The following is a 17,739-nucleotide window of genomic DNA, read 5'->3' as shown; positions in this document are numbered from 1 at the left end:
ATCAGGCTCAGGCCCCATATCCTTAGCTGGGGCGCTCAATCGGCTGTCCTCTCATCAATCAAGGTGGTGTCATGCCCTCGAACGCTTCAACAGCGCTCCTGCCCGTCATTCTTGGAGGAGACTTCGGCGTCTACGGGATCGGCCGCTCTTTCAACGAGGCTTTCGGCTGTCGGTGCCTGTGCGTGTCGAACTCGCCGGCTGTGGCCATTACCCGCTCGAACTTCTTCGATGTCCACCACATCACAGCCGGAATCTCAGATGCCGACCTGCTCGCTACGCTCCTCGCCATTGCCCAAGCGAACGAGGGCCGAGAGCTGGTGCTCATGGCGAATCATGATCTGCACTCGAGTTTCATCGCACGAAACTTCGACGCCCTCGCCCGCGTCTACGCCTTGCCCTTCCCCTCCCAGGAGATCATCGACCAGCTGACGGATAAAGCGGGGTTCGCCCGCGCCTGTGCGCAGCTCGGCATTGACACGCCCAGAAGCGTTGAAGCTGATTTCGCTCACTACGACGAGAACTGGCGCCCGCCCGAGATCCCTTTCGCCTTCCCCGTGGTCGCGAAGGCCGCGAAGGGCGAGCCCTATGATCGCCTCCACTTCGAAGGAAAACGCAAGATCTGGTTCATCGAGTCCGCTGAGCAGCTCGAAGAACTGTGGGAGATGCTCGCCCGGGCAGGCTTTGACGACGTCTTCCTCGTCCAAGAACTCATCCCCGGGGACAATACGGCGATGCGTTCCATCACCGCCTACGTGGATTCGCACGGGGAGGTGACCCTCATCGGTTCGGCGCGCGTCCTCCTCGAAGATCACGCCCCAACAATGATCGGCAACCCCGTCGCGATGATCACGGAGGATTTCCCAGCGCTGTGGGACGCGGCTGAACGCCTCCTCACCTCCTCCGGCTACCGTGGTTTTGCGAATTTCGACGTGAAGATTGACCCTCGTGATGGTCGGGCGGTCTTCTTCGAAGTCAACCCGCGCATCGGGCGCAACAACTGGTATATGAGCGCCGCCGGACTCAACCCGATGACAGTCATGGTCGCCGACCTCGTTGAGCACCGCCGGGTCGAACCAGGGAGGATCAGTCGTGAGATTCTCTACTCGATGGTCCCAGACTCCCTGCTCCTCAAGTACATTCGGGAGGACTCGCTGCGCGCCCATGTGAAGGGACTCATCCGTTCGGGGCTCCGCTTCGATCCTCTCCTCAATCCCGTGGAGAAGGACCTTCGGCGAAATCTCACGATTCGCCTGCAAAAACTCAACCATCATCGAAAATTCGCCCGCTACTACCCCGAGGCGACCGATCGGTCGTTCTGAAAGGATCCAGTATGCCCACGACGCAGATTCGAGAACTCTCGGCCGAGGACATGAGGCGCGCAGCCTCAGGAATCGGGGGTCTGCCCGTTGAGCAGTCCGAACACTGGGAGGCATTCGCCACTACTCAAGGTCACAGCCTGTGGGGCCTACTCGGCTGGTACGAGGGCGAGAAGTGCCTCGCCGTCATCGCCCTCTACGAGCACCGCCTGCGCTCCTGGCGATACCTGTGGGCGAAGAACGGTCCGGTGTGGATCAAGGAGGCGACACCGGATCGCGAGGTGGCATTTCGCCGCGATCTTGTCGAATGGGTCCGTAAAAAGGACCGGGGCATCGTTTTCGTGCGCCTGCACGCGTGGTATAGCGCCCCCGAACTCGAAGATGTCCTCCAGACGATCACCTACGACCGGACGGTCATCATCGACTGCGCCAAGGGCGAGCGTGAAGTGGTCCTTGCTTCAATGCCCAATGACGGCAAGCGCTCTGTGCGCCGAGCAGTGAAGAAGTGTGAAGCTGCGGGAGTGCAGATCGTGGAGGAGACGGACAAGGCTCGCGACGATTTCTCCGAATACTATCGGGTCATGGTGGAGACCGCTGAGCGCGACGGTTTCCGTCCGCACGTGAGTGAAACCTACTCGGATTTGCTCTCCAGTCTCGGTGAGGAGCACGCCAGATTGTTCGTCGCGCGCGACGGCGAGGGCGAGCTTTTGTGCTGGGATCTCGTCTTGCTCAACGGCAAGAAAGCACAGGCGGAATACGGTGCTTCGACGGCTCGTTCGCGCCAGATGGGCGCCCCCGTGCTCCTCGACTTCGAACTCGCGGTCCTCCTCGGATCCGAGGGCTACACGGGCCTTGATCTTCGCGGTGCCCATTCGGTTCGTGTCCCCGAACTCTTCACCGTCGGAAAGTACAAGCGCAGTTTCGCCCAATCCTTCACCGATGTCGCAGGAGCCTGGGATCTGCCGGTCTCGACCGCGCAGTACCAGCTGGTGCGCACCCTTATGGGAGTCAAGCGCACACTGACAAAGCCCTCCTCCTCTCGCTAAGCCCCATCCGACCCTTGCCCGGTGACTTTTACTCGGGCAAGGGGAGGGGGCAGACTCTGAGTGCCCGCCTACACGTCTTCGGATCGACTCTTGTCGGTGCGCAAGGCTGGGTGAACTCGGAGAAGGGGGAGTCGAACGAGTAGACTTTCGGGAGCCTGGAATCACCAACCATAAGGAGGACCTCGTGCCCGAGATCGAGCTCGTCATCGACGGAGTGAAACAGAGCGTTGCGACTGGCACCACGGGCACGACCTGGTATGAGAACCGCAAGGACGTTGTCGCGATCATGGTCGACGGTACCCCCATCGACCTCGACTCCACGTTCCTGGCCGATTGCGAGGTTACGGCGATCACCCTCGACTCCCCGGAGGGACTCGACATTCTCCGCCACAGCACAACCCACGTGCTCGCTCAGGCCGTTCAGGACATGTTCCCCGATGTGAACCTCGGAATCGGGCCCTTCATCACCGACGGCTTCTACTACGACTTCGGCAATATTGACGCGGTCACCCCCGAGCTCTTGCGCGAACTCGAAAAGCGTATGAAGCGCATCGTAAAAGAGGGGCAGCGTTTTAGGCGCCGGACCATCACCGAGGAGGAGGCGCGCATCGAACTCGCCGAGCAGCCCTACAAGCTTGAACTCGTCACCACCAAGGGCAAAGGCGCTGAAGGAGCGAATGTCGAGGTTGGCGCAGGCGGGCTGACCATGTACGACAATGTGCGCCGTGACGGAAGCGTCGCATGGAAAGACCTGTGCCGAGGCCCGCACCTGCCCTCCACGAGACTCATCGGCAATGGCTTCGCCCTGACGAAGTCCTCCTCCGCCTACTGGAAGGGCGATCAGTCCGGCGACTCCCTCCAACGCATCTACGGAACCGCCTGGGCGTCGAAGGAGGACCTCAAGGCCTACCAGGACCGCATGGCCGAAGCCGCCAAACGTGACCACCGCAAACTCGGAACAGAGCTCGACCTCTTCTCCTTCCCCGAGGAGATCGGCCCCGGCCTCGTCGTCTTCCACCCGAAGGGCGCGATGCTGCGCCACGAGATCGAGAAGTACGTGATCGAACGCCACATGGAGTTCGGCTTCGACTTCGTGCACACCCCAGAAATCTCCAAGGGCGGGCTCTTCCACACCTCCGGTCACTTGCCCTACTACGCGGACACGATGTTCCCCCCGATGAACGTCGATGAGGAGCGCGACAAGGAGGGGAACATCACGAAGGCAGGCCAGGAGTACTACCTCAAGGCCATGAACTGCCCGATGCACAACCTCATCTTCCGCTCACGAGGACGCTCCTACCGTGAACTGCCCGTCCGCTTCTTCGAAATGGGACACGACTACCGCTACGAGAAGTCCGGTGTCGTCCACGGTCTGACCCGCATGCGCGGATTCACTCAGGACGATTCGCACACCTATTGCACCCCCGAACAGGCGGGCGAGGAGATCCGCAAGCAGATCGACTTCTTCTTGTCGATCCTCAAGGCCTTCGGCTTGGACGACTTCTACCTCGAACTCTCCACTCGCGATACCGAAGGTGCCCACAAGGACAAGTTCATCGGCTCTGACGAGGACTGGGAGAGCGCGACCAAGGCCCTCTGTGATGCCTGCGAAGCCTCCGGACTTCAGACCGTCCCCGATCCGGGCGGCGCCGCCTTCTACGGACCAAAGGTGTCCGTCCAAGTGAAGGACGCCATCGGGCGCACCTGGCAGATGTCGACCATCCAGTACGACTTCAACCAGCCCGAACGTTTCGACCTCGAGTACACGGCCGCCGATGGCACCCATCAGCGTCCCATCATGATCCACTCCGCCAAGCTCGGCTCTGTTGAACGTTTTATCGGCGTGCTCACCGAACACTACGCGGGCGCATTCCCGGCCTGGCTTAGTCCGGTCCAGGTCAAGATCGTCCCGGTTGCCGATGCTTTCGACGACTACTGCTTTGAGCTCGCCTCGAAGTTGCGCGCCCGAGGGGTCCGCGTCGAGGTCGACCATTCGGACGACCGCTTCGGCAAGAAGATCCGCAACGCCACGAAGGAGAAGGTCCCCTTCATTCTCATCGCCGGTGGCGAGGACGTCGAAGCTGGAGCTGTTTCCTTCCGCTTCCGCGACGGCTCCCAGGACAATGGTGTGCCCGTCGAGGAGGCCGTGGAGCGCATCCACCGCCACATCGCGAGCCGAAACAATGCTGATCTGTTCGAGACCGGGGCCTGAGATGTCCCTCGAAGAGCCCCTCCCGACCGAGGACGCCCGCACTCTTGCGGGCGTGCCCGACGGATTCAATCGCTTCTGGACGCCCTACCGGATGGCCTACATCCACCGGGAGGGCAAACCCAGCGATTCGAGTGACGCTCAATGCCCCTTTTGCGCCGCCCCCGAAAAAACGGACGAGGAGGGCCTCATCGTCCATAGGGGTCAAAGCTGCTTCGTCATCATGAACCTCTTCCCCTACAACTCGGGCCACCTTCTCGTCTGCCCCTACCGTCACGTCTCCTACTACACGGACTTGAACGAGGAAGAACGCATCGAGTTCGGCGAGCTCACCGCGCAAGCGATGCTCGTCGAGAAGGAAACGGCCAAACCCCAAGGTTTCAACATCGGCATGAATCAGGGCGAGGTCGCGGGCGCAGGTATCGCCGCTCACCTTCACCAGCACATCGTGCCCCGCTGGCTCGGGGACGCGAACTTCCTTCCGATCATTGCGAGGACGAAAGCCGTTCCTGAACTCCTCGAGGATGCACGCTCGCGCCTGGCTGCGGCCTGGCCGAAGGAGAAGTGATGCTCGGCAACCACGGGCGCTCCATCACCCGAAGGGTCTTCACCCCGTTTGCGCGTCTCCTCGCCAAAGCGGGGATCACTCCAGATCAGGTGACGGTCACGGGAACACTGCTCTCGGTGGGGATCGCCGTATCCACTTTGCCTTTCGGGTACGTCTGGCAGGGGGCCCTCGCCCTCGCCCTCGTCCTCTTCGCAGATTCTGTGGACGGCACTTTGGCGAGGATGACGAGCGGCGGAACGCGATTCGGAGCCTTCTTGGACTCGACTCTCGACCGCATCGCAGATGGTGCTGTTTTCGCTTCGCTCACAGCCTGGGTGGTTTTCTCTTTTCCCGAAGGACTCCCACGCACTCTTGCGATCGGATTCGGGCTTGCAGCGATTGTTGGCGCGGGGACGGTTCCCTACGCGAGGGCGCGCGCCGAGTCCATTGGGGTCGAAGCGAAACTGGGGATCGCAGAAAGGACCGACCGTCTCCTGATCGGCCTCCTCAGCGCCGTATTCACCGACTGTGGATGGGGTGCGTGGTGGCTCGTCATCGGTCTTGGATGGGTTGCCTTCGCTTCTTTCATCACAGTCATCCAAAGGATCATCTTCACCGCCAAGACCGTGAAAGAGGAGACTCAGGCGTGACGTGGGGGAATAACCTCTCGCCCCGAGGAGGACGAATGAAAGGCCAAGGAACGATCCCAAACGGCCTAAACGGAGGCGGAGGGGATCACGCTTTCCCGCACTCCGCTGAGCCCAGCGGACCAGGCGCGCCTTTTCAGCGCCCGAACTTAGCTGCCCATCCGGACTTTGCCTACACCAGGCAGGCACCCACGGCTCCGCCCCCCGCATGGGCGCTTCCTCGTGTGCCTTCACCTGCCATTCCGGTCTTCGAACTCGTCTTGGGCATCATCGGTTTGTTCTGTGTCGAATTCTCCGTGATCGGTTATGTCCTCCTGTCCAATGTGCTCACCGTCGGGCTCGTTGCATTCCTCGCAATCGGCCCCCTCGTTGCGGTCCTCACCCTTTTCATCTACCTCGACCGATGGGAGAGAGAACCCCCGCAGACCCTTGTCGCCGCCTTCATGTGGGGAGCAGGGGTTGCGATCATTGGCGCGTCCTTCGCCAATTCTTTCGCCTATGTCGGCGCGAGCCTTCGACTCCAGGATGAATACAGTGCGATGGCTTTCACTGCGGTCACAGTCGCACCCGTCGTTGAGGAGACCATGAAGGGGCTGGGCGTGCTCCTCGTGGTGTATTGGCGGCGCAATGAAATCAACTCCATCGTTGACGGGATCGTCTACGCGGGGGTCATTGGAGCGGGCTTCGCATTCATTGAGAATATGCAGTACTTCATCGAGGCTTCGCAAGAGTCGGCTGCGATGCTCACACTCACTGTCATCATGCGCGGAGTTTTCAGTCCTTTCATTCATCCGATGGCGACTTCCCTGAGCGGCTTTGCACTTGCGTGGGCGGTCGTGCGAGCGAAGAACCCAGGCGCACGCATCATGGTTCCGATTCTTGGCTGGCTTGGCGCTATCCTCGTCCACTCCCTGTGGAATCTGCTCGGCACGATCGGCAATGAGAACTGGCTGCTGAGCTACCTGCTCATCGAAGTACCGCTCTTCGTCGCGTGGATGTCCGCCCTCCTCGTCATCTCCTCTCGTGATGCCTTGCGGATTCGCAGAGGTCTTGCCCCTTATGTTGTGGCCGGCTGGGTCCTTCCCGCTGAAGCGGAGTTGGCTTCCTCTTCGAGTGCTCGTCGTTTCGCGAAGCGCTGGATCGGTAAAGAACGCAAAAGCATTATGAATGCTTTCCTGGTCGAGCTCTCCCTTCTTGGTCTTGATCAGGATCTTCAGATGAGGGTCGGTCCGCATCCTTTGCGTGTTCTGCGCGATCAGGAGGTTTTGCGCTCCATGACAGCCCATCGCCAGCAGATCCTTTCCGCCCCGCATTTCCACCACGGGCGACGATGAGCGCTCTGGGTGACGAATGGCCGGTGGATTCCGAGGGCTATCCTCATCGCGAGGCCGCCAGGGTCGTCCTTTTCGATGAGGAGGATCGCCTGCTCCTCGCCCGAGGCCACGACCGCGACGAGCCCGAGCGGAGCTGGTGGTTCACGATCGGCGGTGGAATCATGGCGGGGGAGAGCCCTCGTGAGGCTGCGGTTCGTGAACTCTTCGAAGAGACCGGCATCAGGCTTGATGAGAAGGAGCTTGTGGGCCCCGTCGCCTATCGGAGCGCCGAATTCGACTTCCTCGCGGTGACTGCCCGTCAGGACGAGTGGTTCTTCATCGCTCGGACCCGGACCAGCCTCGTCCTTGTTGATGATGGGTGGACGGAACTCGAACGCGATGTCATTGATGAGCAGCGCTGGTGGGGTCTTGATGAGATCGACGCCGAGGAATGCGAAATCTACCCCGGGCGCCTCACCGAGTTCGCGAGGGCGTGGCTCGCAGGCTGGGATGGGGTGGTGAAGCGGATCATTGAGGTGGGCGCTCCTAGGCGTTCAAGCTGCGAAGAACCTGCAAAGAAGATGGACGAGGCCGCGCAATCTTGAACAAGCTCGAGCGTAAAAGCCGAAACGGCATCCTCCTGATGGATCGCTCTCGCACAAGGAGGCGCGCCTCAGCTTAAGCGGCGAAGACTCCGATGCGCGTCTTGGGGCTCAGGGAGGGCGAAGAAAGCCGCCACCTGGGGCGTTTCAGGACAGTCCGAGCGGCTCGATGAGGACATCGAGGCGGCGAATATTGAGGGAATACTCCATCGCCTCTTGGACTGAGGGCTTCGCGCAAAAAGCGATCCCCAGACCCGCCGTCTTCATCATTGGCACATCGTTCGCGCCATCGCCGATCGCGACGCTTCGGGACAGGTCGATCTTATGATCCTTGGCCCAACGGCTCAGGGCCTGGACCTTCGACTCGGCGGTGACGATATCACCCAGCACCCGACCGGTTAGGCGCCCACCTTTGACTTCGAGGCGATTCGCAAGAAAATGATCGATTCCCAAGCGCTCGCACAGGGGAGCGACAACCTCGACGAAGCCCCCGGAGACTACACCGAAGAAGCCGCCCTTCGAATGAAGAGCATCAATGAGAGCTTGGGCACCCGGAGTCGGGTGGACCTGAGCGAGAACCTCGCCAAAGACAGACTCGGGCACACCCTTCAAGGTTGCGACGCGCTCGCGAAGGGACTGCGCGAAGTCGATCTCCCCGTTCATCGCCCGGGCGGTCACCTCGGCAACGAGTCTGCGCGTGCCTGCTCGTTCGGCGAGTTCTTCGATGACTTCTTCCGCGATGAGGGTCGAATCAACATCCGTGACGATGAGGAGAGGATGAGGAGATAACGAGGTCCTCCCGAACGATTCGGCGTTCGGGAGGACCTCAGTGTTCAGGTGATTCAACGGGTGATGACCATGCCCTTCGGGACGATCGTGATGCCCGAATCGGTGACGGTGAATCCGCGCTGACGATCATGCTCGAGGTCGAGACCGACGGTCGCACCCTCCTCCAAGACGACGTTCTTATCAAGAATCGCCTTCGAGACGACCGAGTGGCGGCCGATCCGGCATCCGTGCATGACGACGGAGTCCGTGACCTGCGCCCAGGAGTGGACGTAGCAGTTCGGCGAAACGATCGAATGGTAGACCTCGCCGCCGGAGATGATGACGCCGGGCGAGACGAAGGAGTCGACCGCATGACCCATCCGCGAATGCTCCTCGCCGTAGACGAACTTCGCGGGCGGCAGGGCGCCGTCGATCATCGTCATCGTCGGCCACGCGCGGTTGTACAGGTTGAATACCGGGTGGACGGAGATGAGGTCCATGTTCGCGTCGTAGTAAGCGTCGAGAGTACCCACATCTCGCCAGTAGTTACGGTCGCGGTCGGTCGAGCCTGGAACGTCATTGTCCTTGAAGTCGTAGACGCCGCATTCTCCTCGTTCGACGAACCAGGGGATGATGTTGCCGCCCATGTCGTGCTTCGAATCGGGATTGTGCCCATCGGCGCGCAGGGCTTCGACAAGATCCTTCGTCGTGAACACGTAGTTGCCCATGGAGGCAAGGACCTTCGTCGGATCGTCCGCCAGGCCCTGGGGGTTCTGGGGCTTTTCGAGGAACTCCTTGATGACCCCATCTTTGGAGTCGATGACACCCAGGGCGGGGGCCAGTTCGATCGGTTGACGGATTCCCGCGACCGTGGCCGGAAGACCAGAGGCGATGTGGGCATCGACCATCTGGGAGAAATCCATGCGGTAGATGTTGTCCGCACCGATGATGACGATGTAGTCGGGCTTCTCGTCATCGACGATGTTCAAGGACTGGTAGATCGCGTCGGCGCTGCCGAGGTACCAGTGCGGCCCGCGGCGCTGCTGGGCGGGCACTGGCGCGATGAAATCGCCCAGGAGCGGGGAGGTGTACCAGGTCTTCGTGACGTGGCGGTCCAGGGAGTGGGACTTGTACTGGGTGAGGACGACGATCTTGAGATACCCGGAGTTCACGATGTTCGACAAAGCGAAATCGATGAGCCGGTAGTGGCCGCCGAAGGGGACCGCGGGCTTGGCACGATCATCGGTGAGGGGCATCAGGCGCTTGCCTTCGCCGCCAGCGAGAACGATAGCGAGGACGTTGTATTTGGCCATGGTCCAAGATTACGGGTGCATAGGGAATCTCGCAGGTGTTCGACCCGAGCAACCCGTGAGCGCCGTCACGACGCGCTATGCTCGACGTGATGGCCCGCCGCCTTGAAAGGACCCTAATCATGCGCGTTGATCTGCTCACTCGCGAGTATCCGCCCTTCGTCTACGGAGGAGCTGGCGTTCACGTCCTCGAACTAGCGAAGGTGCTCCGTCCTCGTATTGAGGACCTTCGCGTCCAGGCTTTCGACGGCCCTCGCGAGCCGGGGACTGAAGGCGCAGACCCGGGAGTGACTGGACATGCGCCGCTTGCAGAACTCGAAGGCGCAAATGCTGCCTTGAAGACTCTGGGCGTCGACCTTTCGATCGCTGCAGCCTGCGAGGGCACGGACCTCGTCCACTCCCACACCTGGTACGCGAACTTCGCCGGACACCTCGCCTCGCTTCTCCATGGCGTGCCCCACGTCATCTCCGCACACTCCCTCGAACCCCTGCGCCCCTGGAAGGCCGAGCAGCTCGGCGGCGGCTACCGCGTTTCCTCGTACGTGGAGAAGACCGCTTACGAGGCCGCAGCGGCGATTGTCGCCGTCTCCAATGGCATGCGCGATGACATTCTGCGCTGCTACCCGAAGGTCGACCCCGCGAAGGTCCGAGTCATCCACAACGGCATTGACCTGGCAAAATGGAAGGCCCCCGAAGGGGAAGAAGGACGTGAACTTAAAGCGCGCGTCCTGGCTGAACACGGCATCGACCCGAGTCGGCGCACCGTCGTCTTCGTTGGGCGCATCACCCGTCAAAAGGGCTTGCCCCACTTCCTGCGCGCAGCCCGCCTGCTCCCCGAGGACGTGCAGATCGTCTTGTGTGCGGGAGCGCCCGACACGCCGGAGATCGCCGCTGAAGTCGACGGGCTCGTCAATGAGCTCAAAGAGACCCGCTCCGGGGTGGTTCTCATCTCCGAGATGCTGCCCCAACCCGAGGTAGCGGCGATCCTCGATAGTGCGAATGTGTTCATCACCCCCTCCGTGTACGAGCCCCTCGGCATCGTCAACCTCGAAGCGATGGCCCTGGGCCTACCCGTCGTCGGCACCGCCACCGGCGGCATCCCCGATGTCATCGTCGACGGGCAGACCGGCTATCTCGTTCCGATCGAGCAAATGACCGATGGGACGGGCACGCCTCTCGACCCCGAGCGCTTCGAACATGACATGGCTGAACGTCTCATTGCCGTCCTTGATGATGAGGCTCTCGCCAAGCGCATGGGGGAGGCTGGACTCGCCAGAGCCCGTGACTCCTTCTCCTGGGATGCAATCGGCGCAAAGACTGCCGCCTTGTACTTTGAGCTGGTCTGAGTCCTCGGGACGAGGCCGGGCCTCGCGGGTAGGCTAAGGGCATGGATGCTGTGCTCGAACTCGTCAACGCCGAACTCGTCAAGAGCGCTACGACCCTCCTGGATCGTGTCTGCTGGAAGACCGAAACGGGGCAGCACTGGGTCGTGCTCGGCCCGAACGGCGCGGGCAAAACCTCGCTCGTGCGCGCGGCCTCCGGCAGGCTCTCCTTGAACAGAGGAAACGCCACCCTGGATTCTCAGGATCTCAAGGGGATTGACCCTGCAGAATTGGCGACGCGGGTGGCGCTCGTCTCGAAGTCCTCCGCGCCCTCGATCCGTGGCGGCCAGAGGGTCCTCGACCTTGTGCGCACCGCCGCCTGGGGGATCAGCGTCCACCGGGGGGAGGAATACGAGGCCGAGGACGAGACGCGCTGCCAGGATCTGCTCGAGGTCTTCGGGATCTCCCATCTGGCCCAGCGCGAGTTCCGCACCCTGTCGGAGGGGGAGGCTCAACGGGTTCTCCTTGCGCGTTCGTTGATGTCGGACCCCGAGGTCCTCATCCTCGACGAGCCCGGCGCAGGCCTCGACCTCGGGGCCCGAGAACTACTCCTGTGTGCTCTTGAGGAGATCATGAGCGGTACGCGCGCGCCCCAGGTCGTGCTCGTCACCCACCAGATGGAAGACATTCCCGCCGGGATCACCCACGCCGCGATCATGGCGAAGGGACGTATTATCGCCCAGGGACCCATTGACGAGACGCTCACGGGCGTCAATCTTTCCCATGCCTACGAGCTGCCACTGAGCGCCGGTTGTGACGCGGGCCGCTGGTGGGCGCGTGGCCTGAAGCGAAGCTGAAGGAAGTGATCATGTCTCTCGCTGTGTGGTGGTTGATCGGAGCCCTGCTCCTCGGATTGGTTGAGCTGGCGACCGTCGATCTGACTTTCCTCATGCTCGCCATTGGTGCGCTCGGAGCGTCAGCGGCAACCTGGGCGGGCGCCGAGCCTCTCATGTCAACCGGTGTTTTCGTTGTCATGTCCTCCCTGCTCCTCTTCACGCTTCGCCCCTGGATCAAGACTCGCCTCGACAAATCGACTCCGAACGTGAAGACGAACGCGGCAGGCTTAGTTGGCGAGGAAGTCAGGGTCCTCGAGGCCGTGGACGCCAATGGTGGCAGGGTCCGCCTTCAAGGTGAAGTCTGGTCCGCCACCTGCTCCGAGCCCCTCGGTGTGGGAGCGAAAGCACGAGTTGTAAGGATTGACGGCGCGACCGCGGTCATCGAGCCACTTTTCCTCTGAACACCCCTGACCGCAGTGAAAGGATTCTTATGAGTTTCTTCTTGTCCGCGGGGAGCATCATCGGGCTGCTCCTCATTGTCTTAGTCGTCGTCGCTCTTGTACGGGCAATCCAGATCGTCCCCCAGCCCAGAGCCCTCGTCGTTGAACGCCTCGGAAAGTTCCACAGCGTCATGTACGGCGGCCTGCACGTCCTCGTCCCCTTCATCGACCGCATCGCCGCGAGAGTGGACCTTCGCGAGCAGGTGACGAGCTTCCAGCCCCAGCCCGTCATCACAGCGGATAACGTTGTCGTCTCCATTGACTCGGTCATCTACTACCAGGTCACCGACCCAATGTATGCGACCTACGAGATCGCAAACTTCATCCAGGCCATCGAACAGCTCACCGTCACGACTTTGCGTAACGTCATCGGTTCCCTCGATCTGGAAGCGACGCTTACGGGCCGTGATTCGATCAACACACAGCTGCGCGGCGTCCTCGATGAGGCGACCGGCCGTTGGGGTATTCGCGTCAACCGCGTTGAGCTTAAGGCGATCGACCCGCCGCCCTCGATCCAGCACGCCATGGAACAGCAGCTTCGCGCCGAGCGCGATAAGCGCGCCGCGATCCTCACCGCGCAGGGCGTGCGCGAATCTCAGATCCTTCAGGCAGAAGGTGAGAAACAGTCCGCGATCCTGCGCGCCGAGGGCCAGGCCCAGGCCGCCATCACGCGCGCGAAGGGCGAGGCTGAGGCCATTAACACGGTCTTCACCTCCATCCACGAGGGCAAACCGACCCCGGATCTTTTGAGCTACCAGTACCTGCGGACACTGCCGGAGATCGCCAAGGGCGATGCCTCCAAGGTCTGGGTCGTGCCGACGGAACTGACCGCCGCCCTCGATGCGATCACGAAGGGCTTCAAAGGCTCGGGCGAGGATCAGAACTGATCGGAAGGCTTGGGCCTGAAGAGAATCTCCTGAAAGGGGAGCGGGAATGGACCAGCACCAGGAGCGCGTCTTGCGCGAGGTCGCCGCACGCGACATCCGCTTCATCCGCCTGTGGTTCACGGATGTTGCAGGCGTGTTGAAGTCCCTCGCGATCGACCCGGGCGAACTTGAGGATGCTTTCACCGAAGGCATTGGTTTCGACGGTTCTTCGATCGAGGGCCTCACGCGCGTCCACGAGTCCGACATGCTTCTCGTCCCCGACGCCCAGACTTTCCAACTCCTGCCGTGGAGGAACGCGAAGGAGTCGGTCGCGAGGATGTTTTGCGATGTGCACACCCCGGACGGGCAGAAAGCACATTCAGATCCTCGCGCCGTCCTCCAACGCGCCGTGGAGCGGGCCCGCGCCCTCGGCTTCACCGTCATGGTGCACCCGGAGATCGAGTTCTACCTTTTGCGTCAGCCTGTCTCCATTGACCACATGATCCCGGTCGACAACGCCGGCTACTTCGACCATGTCGCACGCGGAGATTCCAACGATTTTCGCCGACAGGCCGTCAGAATGCTCGAAGACATGGGCATCGCGGTCGAGTTCTCCCACCACGAGGGCGGCCCAGGTCAAAACGAGATCGACTTGCGTGCAGTGGACGCGGTGACGGCCGCCGATAACATCATGACGGCCCGCACCGTCATTGAAGAAGTGGCGCTGCGCGAATCCCTCGTCGCCACCTTCATGCCCAAGCCTTTTATCGACCACCCGGGTTCGGGAATGCACACGCACATCTCCCTTTTCGAGGGCGATGAGAATGCATTCTACGAGCCTTCCGGTGAATACCAGCTCTCCTTGACCGGGAAGCGTTTCATCGCCGGTCTGCTTGAGCACGCTTATGAGCTGACGGCCGTGACCAACCAGCACGTGAACTCCTACAAGCGCCTGTGGGGCGGGGCAGAGGCGCCTGCCTATGTGTGCTGGGGGCACAACAACAGTTCCGCGCTCGTCAGAGTTCCCCTGTACAAGCCGGATAAGCGCCGCGCCGCCAGGATCGAATATCGTGCGCTCGATCCTGCGGCGAACCCTTATCTTGCGCTCGCCGTCTTGATCATGGCGGGCCTCGATGGGATCGAGAAGAAGCGTGAACTCATGCCCGAAGCGGAAGGCAATGTATGGGACCTCACGGATCGTGAACGCCAGGTCCTCGGTATTCGCGCACTGCCCTCCTCCTTGTCCTCTGCGGTTCGGGGGATGCGCGAGTCGGATCTTGTCGCAGAGGCGCTCGGCGAGGAAGTCTTCGCCTACGTCGTGCGCAATAAGGAGAAGGAATGGCATGAGTACCGCCGCCAGGTGACTCCTCAGGAGATTCGGCAGTTCCTCAAGGTTTACTGATGGGCAAGGTCGACTGATGGAGCTGTGCGCCAAGGATCTGCGCGGCGAGGGTTTCCTCGACCCCGCGAGAGCTGCCACACGGCTCGAAGGATTGCCCGGGACCCCTGAGATCTGGGTGCCGCTCCTGAGGAAAGTCGCAGATCCGGACTTGGCGGTCCTCCAGGTGCTGCGCCTTCACGAGGCAGCCCCCGATCTTTTGGAACGGGTGATCACCGAGGGGGGTGACCGCCTCGCCCGCCTCCTCTTTCTCTTGGGCGGCTCAGCTTGGTGGGGCGATTATCTGATCGCCGAACCCTCGCGGGCCGAAAGACTATGGGTTGAACCAGGCCAAGCCCGCCAGGCCCTCTTGAGAGCCGTCGACGCTGATCCTGCTTCCCTCTCACCCATTGCCGGCCCCACGAGGAATGGGGATGATCTTCGGCGCGCATATCGCGAAGTCCTCCTTGACCTCGTCGCAGATGACCTTGCCCGAGGCAATCCGAGTGCATATATGCCGGAAGTCGGATCGAGGCTCGCAGAGCTGGCTGATGCGGCACTCGAAGCGGCTCTCGCCCTCGCAAGGCGAGATATCGACCCTGAGCTGCGCGTCAACTTCGCCATCATCGCGATGGGCAAATGCGGGGCGCAGGAACTGAACTACATGTCCGATGTTGATGTCCTCTATGTCGTCGGAGCAAAAGACGGTGTCGAGGAGCGCGAAGCCGTTGAAATCGGCACGCGGCTCGCCGCCATGGCCGCCCAGGCCTGTTCAGGTTCTGGAGCAGAACAGCCTCTGTGGACCATTGACGCGAATCTGCGCCCCGAGGGGCGCAACGGTGCCCTCGTGCGCACCCTCGAATCCTATGAGAGCTATTGGAACAAGTGGGCGCAGTCCTGGGAGTTCCAGGCCCTCCTCAAGGCTCGCTGCGCCGCAGGGGACCTGGAACTCGGGAATAGATTCCACGCTGTGGCCGCTCAATACGTGTGGAGTGCGGCGGGGCGCCCCGGATTCGTTGAGAATGCCCGGGCGATGCGCCGACGTGTCGAGGAGAACATTCCCAGGCGCGAGGTTGATCGGGATCTGAAACTTGGCCGGGGAGGACTTCGTGACGTCGAGTTCACTGTCCAACTTCTCCAGCTCGTTCACGGCAGGAGCGATGAGTCACTTCGGGTCCGCTCAACCATTGACGCCCTTGAGGCGCTGCGTGCGGGAGGCTACATCGCCCGCAAAGATGCTGATGAACTCGAAGAGTGCTACCGATTCCTCAGGAGCGTTGAGCATCGCGCACAGATCGCGAAGATGCACCGCACGCATCTCATTCCCGCTTCCACACACGAAGTCCGCGTCATTGGACGCTCCCTCGACCTTGACGCTTTCTTCGATACCGAGGCGTTCATCTCCCAACTGGAGCAGGTACGAACGCGGGTTCGTGAACTTCACGAGGAGGTTTTCTACCGGCCGATCATTCAGGCGACCGCAGGATTGTCCCCCGATGTTGCCGCGCTCGACGAGGAGGGGGCGCGTGCCAGACTCGAAGCGATCGGATACATCGACCCGAATGGGGCTTTCTCGCATATTTCAGCCCTGACGAGGGGAACGAGCAGGCGCGCCATGATTCAACGCCATCTGCTGCCGGTCTTCATCTCCTGGCTCGCCGATGGCGCGGACCCCGACCTCGGTCTTTTGAGTTTCAGAGCTTTGTCCGAGCAGATCGGAGATTCGCACTGGTATCTTGCGCTTTTGCGCGACTCCGGTGTCGCGGCCGCCAGGCTGTGCCAGATGCTCCCGAACTCCAAGTGGGTTGCCGAGGCTCTTTCCAATCGGCCCGAGGCGATCGCGTGGCTCGATTCGGATCGGGAGCTTGAAGCGCCCGATCCTCAGGCTCTCAAAGGCGAGGCCGCCTCTCTCATTGATCGGCATGCGAATCCTGAAGATGCGGCCTCACGAGTGAGGGCGGTCCGCTCGCGGGAACTCCTTCGAGCAGCAATGTCTGATCTGCACAGTGCGATCAGCCCCAGAAGGCCCGCGATCTCAGATGCGACGGATGCTGCGCTCCTGGGAGCCCTCGCCATTGCTTCTCGTGAAGACGAGGAGCGCCACGGCAGAGTGCGCGCTGAAGTGGGACTCATCGCCATGGGCCGCTACGGGGGCCGAGAGTCCTCCTACGCTTCAGATGCTGATGTGATCGCCTGCCACCGGAGCGCAGGGGAGGCGAGTGAGGCGGAAGCGGCTGAATCGGCGACCGCAATCGTTAACCGGGTGAAAGCCCTGCTCGGATCGGTCACCACACAAATGAGCATCAGCGTCGATTTTGGACTTCGCCCCGAGGGGCGCTCGGGCCCCATGACTCGCACCCCCCAGTCCTACGCCGACTACTACGGCAAGTGGGCCTCAACCTGGGAACGACAAGCACTCCTGCGGGCCCGCCCGATCGCGGGGCCAGAGCCCCTCCTCGAAGAGATGATGGTACTGATCGACTCGATTCGATACGGGAACCCGGTGACGAAGGAAGAACTCAAAGAGATTCGACTCCTCAAGGCCCGAATGGAATCCGAGCGTCTTCCACGAGGCGCGGAGCCTGAGCGTCATGTCAAACTCGGACGGGGAGGGCTCAGCGATGTCGAGTGGGTCGTCCAGCTCCTCCAACTCAGATACGGACCCGAATGCCCTGTGGTGAGGACGACTTCAACCCTCGATGCGCTCAGAGCCTTGCGCGAGAGCGGAAGAATCTCCTTCGAGGACGCCTCCACCCTTGAGGACGCGTGGTCTTTAGCATCGAGGATTCGTGCGGGTAATGTTTTAACGAGCGGGCGCATGTCGGGGGTCAAACTCGACATACTGCCCCGTGATCTGCGCGATCTGAAGTCTCTTGCCCGTGCCCTGGGCTATCGGGCGGGGCACGAGGGGGACGTGGAAGAGGATTGGATGCGCTGTGCGAGAAGAGCCCGAAAGGTCATGGATCGTCTGTTCTGGGAATAGTGGGAGTATTGGCGCTGCTTATGCACTTGTGGGGCATCGCGTAGGGGAGCCTGAGCTTCGCATCAGGCGCAAGGCTCATGGATTTGGGAATAAGGA

At 61.6% G+C, this 17,739-nt stretch carries 15 protein-coding genes; 13 read left to right on the top strand and 2 right to left on the bottom strand.

The annotated features are described in order from the left end of the window. The first annotated feature begins 71 nt into the window (after positions 1-71). The 7 genes from JFX23_RS00480 (at position 72) to JFX23_RS00450 (ending at position 7,683) form a co-directional block, all read left to right on the top strand. Positions 72-1,319, top strand: a complete 1,248-nt coding sequence (locus tag JFX23_RS00480; RefSeq protein ID WP_198774934.1) for a carboxylate--amine ligase — start codon at positions 72-74, stop codon at positions 1,317-1,319. 11 nt (positions 1,320-1,330) lie between these two features. Next, positions 1,331-2,362 (top strand): lipid II:glycine glycyltransferase FemX, encoded by a 1,032-nt coding sequence (locus tag JFX23_RS00475; protein ID WP_198774933.1) that lies wholly within the window; start codon positions 1,331-1,333, stop codon positions 2,360-2,362. 184 nt (positions 2,363-2,546) lie between these two features. Then, a complete protein-coding gene (gene thrS / locus JFX23_RS00470; protein WP_198774932.1) occupies positions 2,547-4,574 on the top strand; it encodes a threonine--tRNA ligase in 2,028 nt (675 codons plus the stop codon). Between the two features lies 1 nt (position 4,575). Continuing rightward, positions 4,576-5,139 (top strand): HIT family protein, encoded by a 564-nt coding sequence (locus JFX23_RS00465; RefSeq protein ID WP_198774931.1) that lies wholly within the window; start codon positions 4,576-4,578, stop codon positions 5,137-5,139. After that, on the top strand, positions 5,139-5,768 hold the full coding sequence (gene pgsA / locus JFX23_RS00460; protein ID WP_198774930.1) for a phosphatidylinositol phosphate synthase: 630 nt from the start codon (positions 5,139-5,141) through the stop codon (positions 5,766-5,768). Before JFX23_RS00465 ends, pgsA begins: the two co-directional genes overlap by 1 nt. Before the next feature lie 221 nt (positions 5,769-5,989). Next, on the top strand, positions 5,990-7,099 hold the full coding sequence (locus tag JFX23_RS00455; protein WP_198774929.1) for a PrsW family intramembrane metalloprotease: 1,110 nt from the start codon (positions 5,990-5,992) through the stop codon (positions 7,097-7,099). Then, positions 7,096-7,683, top strand: coding sequence for an NUDIX hydrolase (locus tag JFX23_RS00450; RefSeq protein ID WP_198774928.1), 588 nt, complete (start codon positions 7,096-7,098; stop codon positions 7,681-7,683). Before JFX23_RS00455 ends, JFX23_RS00450 begins: the two co-directional genes overlap by 4 nt. 144 nt (positions 7,684-7,827) lie before the next feature. Here the strand turns inward: JFX23_RS00450 and serB are convergent, their stop codons facing one another. Further along, on the bottom strand, positions 7,828-8,517 hold the full coding sequence (gene serB / locus JFX23_RS00445) for a phosphoserine phosphatase SerB (RefSeq protein WP_416153013.1): 690 nt from the start codon (positions 8,515-8,517) through the stop codon (positions 7,828-7,830). Between the two features lie 5 nt (positions 8,518-8,522). Continuing rightward, entirely contained in the window at positions 8,523-9,761 is a 1,239-nt protein-coding gene (glgC, locus tag JFX23_RS00440; RefSeq protein WP_198774926.1) for a glucose-1-phosphate adenylyltransferase, read from the bottom strand. A gap of 119 nt (positions 9,762-9,880) precedes the next feature. Here glgC and glgA point away from each other — a divergent pair, with 119 nt between their 5' ends. From glgA to JFX23_RS00410, 6 genes are read left to right on the top strand one after another with little or no spacing between them, the layout of a single operon-like run. Beyond that, positions 9,881-11,104 carry a glycogen synthase gene (gene glgA, locus JFX23_RS00435; protein ID WP_198774925.1) on the top strand — a complete coding sequence of 408 codons (1,224 nt, stop codon included), beginning with the start codon at positions 9,881-9,883 and terminating at the stop codon, positions 11,102-11,104. A gap of 41 nt (positions 11,105-11,145) precedes the next feature. Next, complete coding sequence (locus JFX23_RS00430; protein WP_198774924.1) at positions 11,146-11,937, top strand: ABC transporter ATP-binding protein; 792 nt, start codon at positions 11,146-11,148, stop codon at positions 11,935-11,937. A gap of 11 nt (positions 11,938-11,948) precedes the next feature. Next, complete coding sequence (locus tag JFX23_RS00425; RefSeq protein ID WP_005963951.1) at positions 11,949-12,377, top strand: NfeD family protein; 429 nt, start codon at positions 11,949-11,951, stop codon at positions 12,375-12,377. 29 nt (positions 12,378-12,406) lie between these two features. Further along, on the top strand, positions 12,407-13,303 hold the full coding sequence (locus JFX23_RS00420) for an SPFH domain-containing protein (protein WP_005963948.1): 897 nt from the start codon (positions 12,407-12,409) through the stop codon (positions 13,301-13,303). Positions 13,304-13,349: 46 nt separating this feature from the next. Beyond that, on the top strand, positions 13,350-14,684 hold the full coding sequence (glnA, locus tag JFX23_RS00415) for a type I glutamate--ammonia ligase (RefSeq protein ID WP_005963945.1): 1,335 nt from the start codon (positions 13,350-13,352) through the stop codon (positions 14,682-14,684). 16 nt (positions 14,685-14,700) lie between these two features. Continuing rightward, complete coding sequence (locus tag JFX23_RS00410) at positions 14,701-17,643, top strand: bifunctional [glutamine synthetase] adenylyltransferase/[glutamine synthetase]-adenylyl-L-tyrosine phosphorylase (RefSeq protein WP_198774923.1); 2,943 nt, start codon at positions 14,701-14,703, stop codon at positions 17,641-17,643. The last annotated feature ends 96 nt before the right edge of the window (positions 17,644-17,739 follow it).

The sequence above is a fragment of the Schaalia cardiffensis genome (genome assembly GCF_016405145.1).
GTDB classification, from domain to species: domain Bacteria; phylum Actinomycetota; class Actinomycetes; order Actinomycetales; family Actinomycetaceae; genus Pauljensenia; species Pauljensenia cardiffensis.
This window is presented reverse-complemented; position numbering and strand designations above follow the sequence as displayed.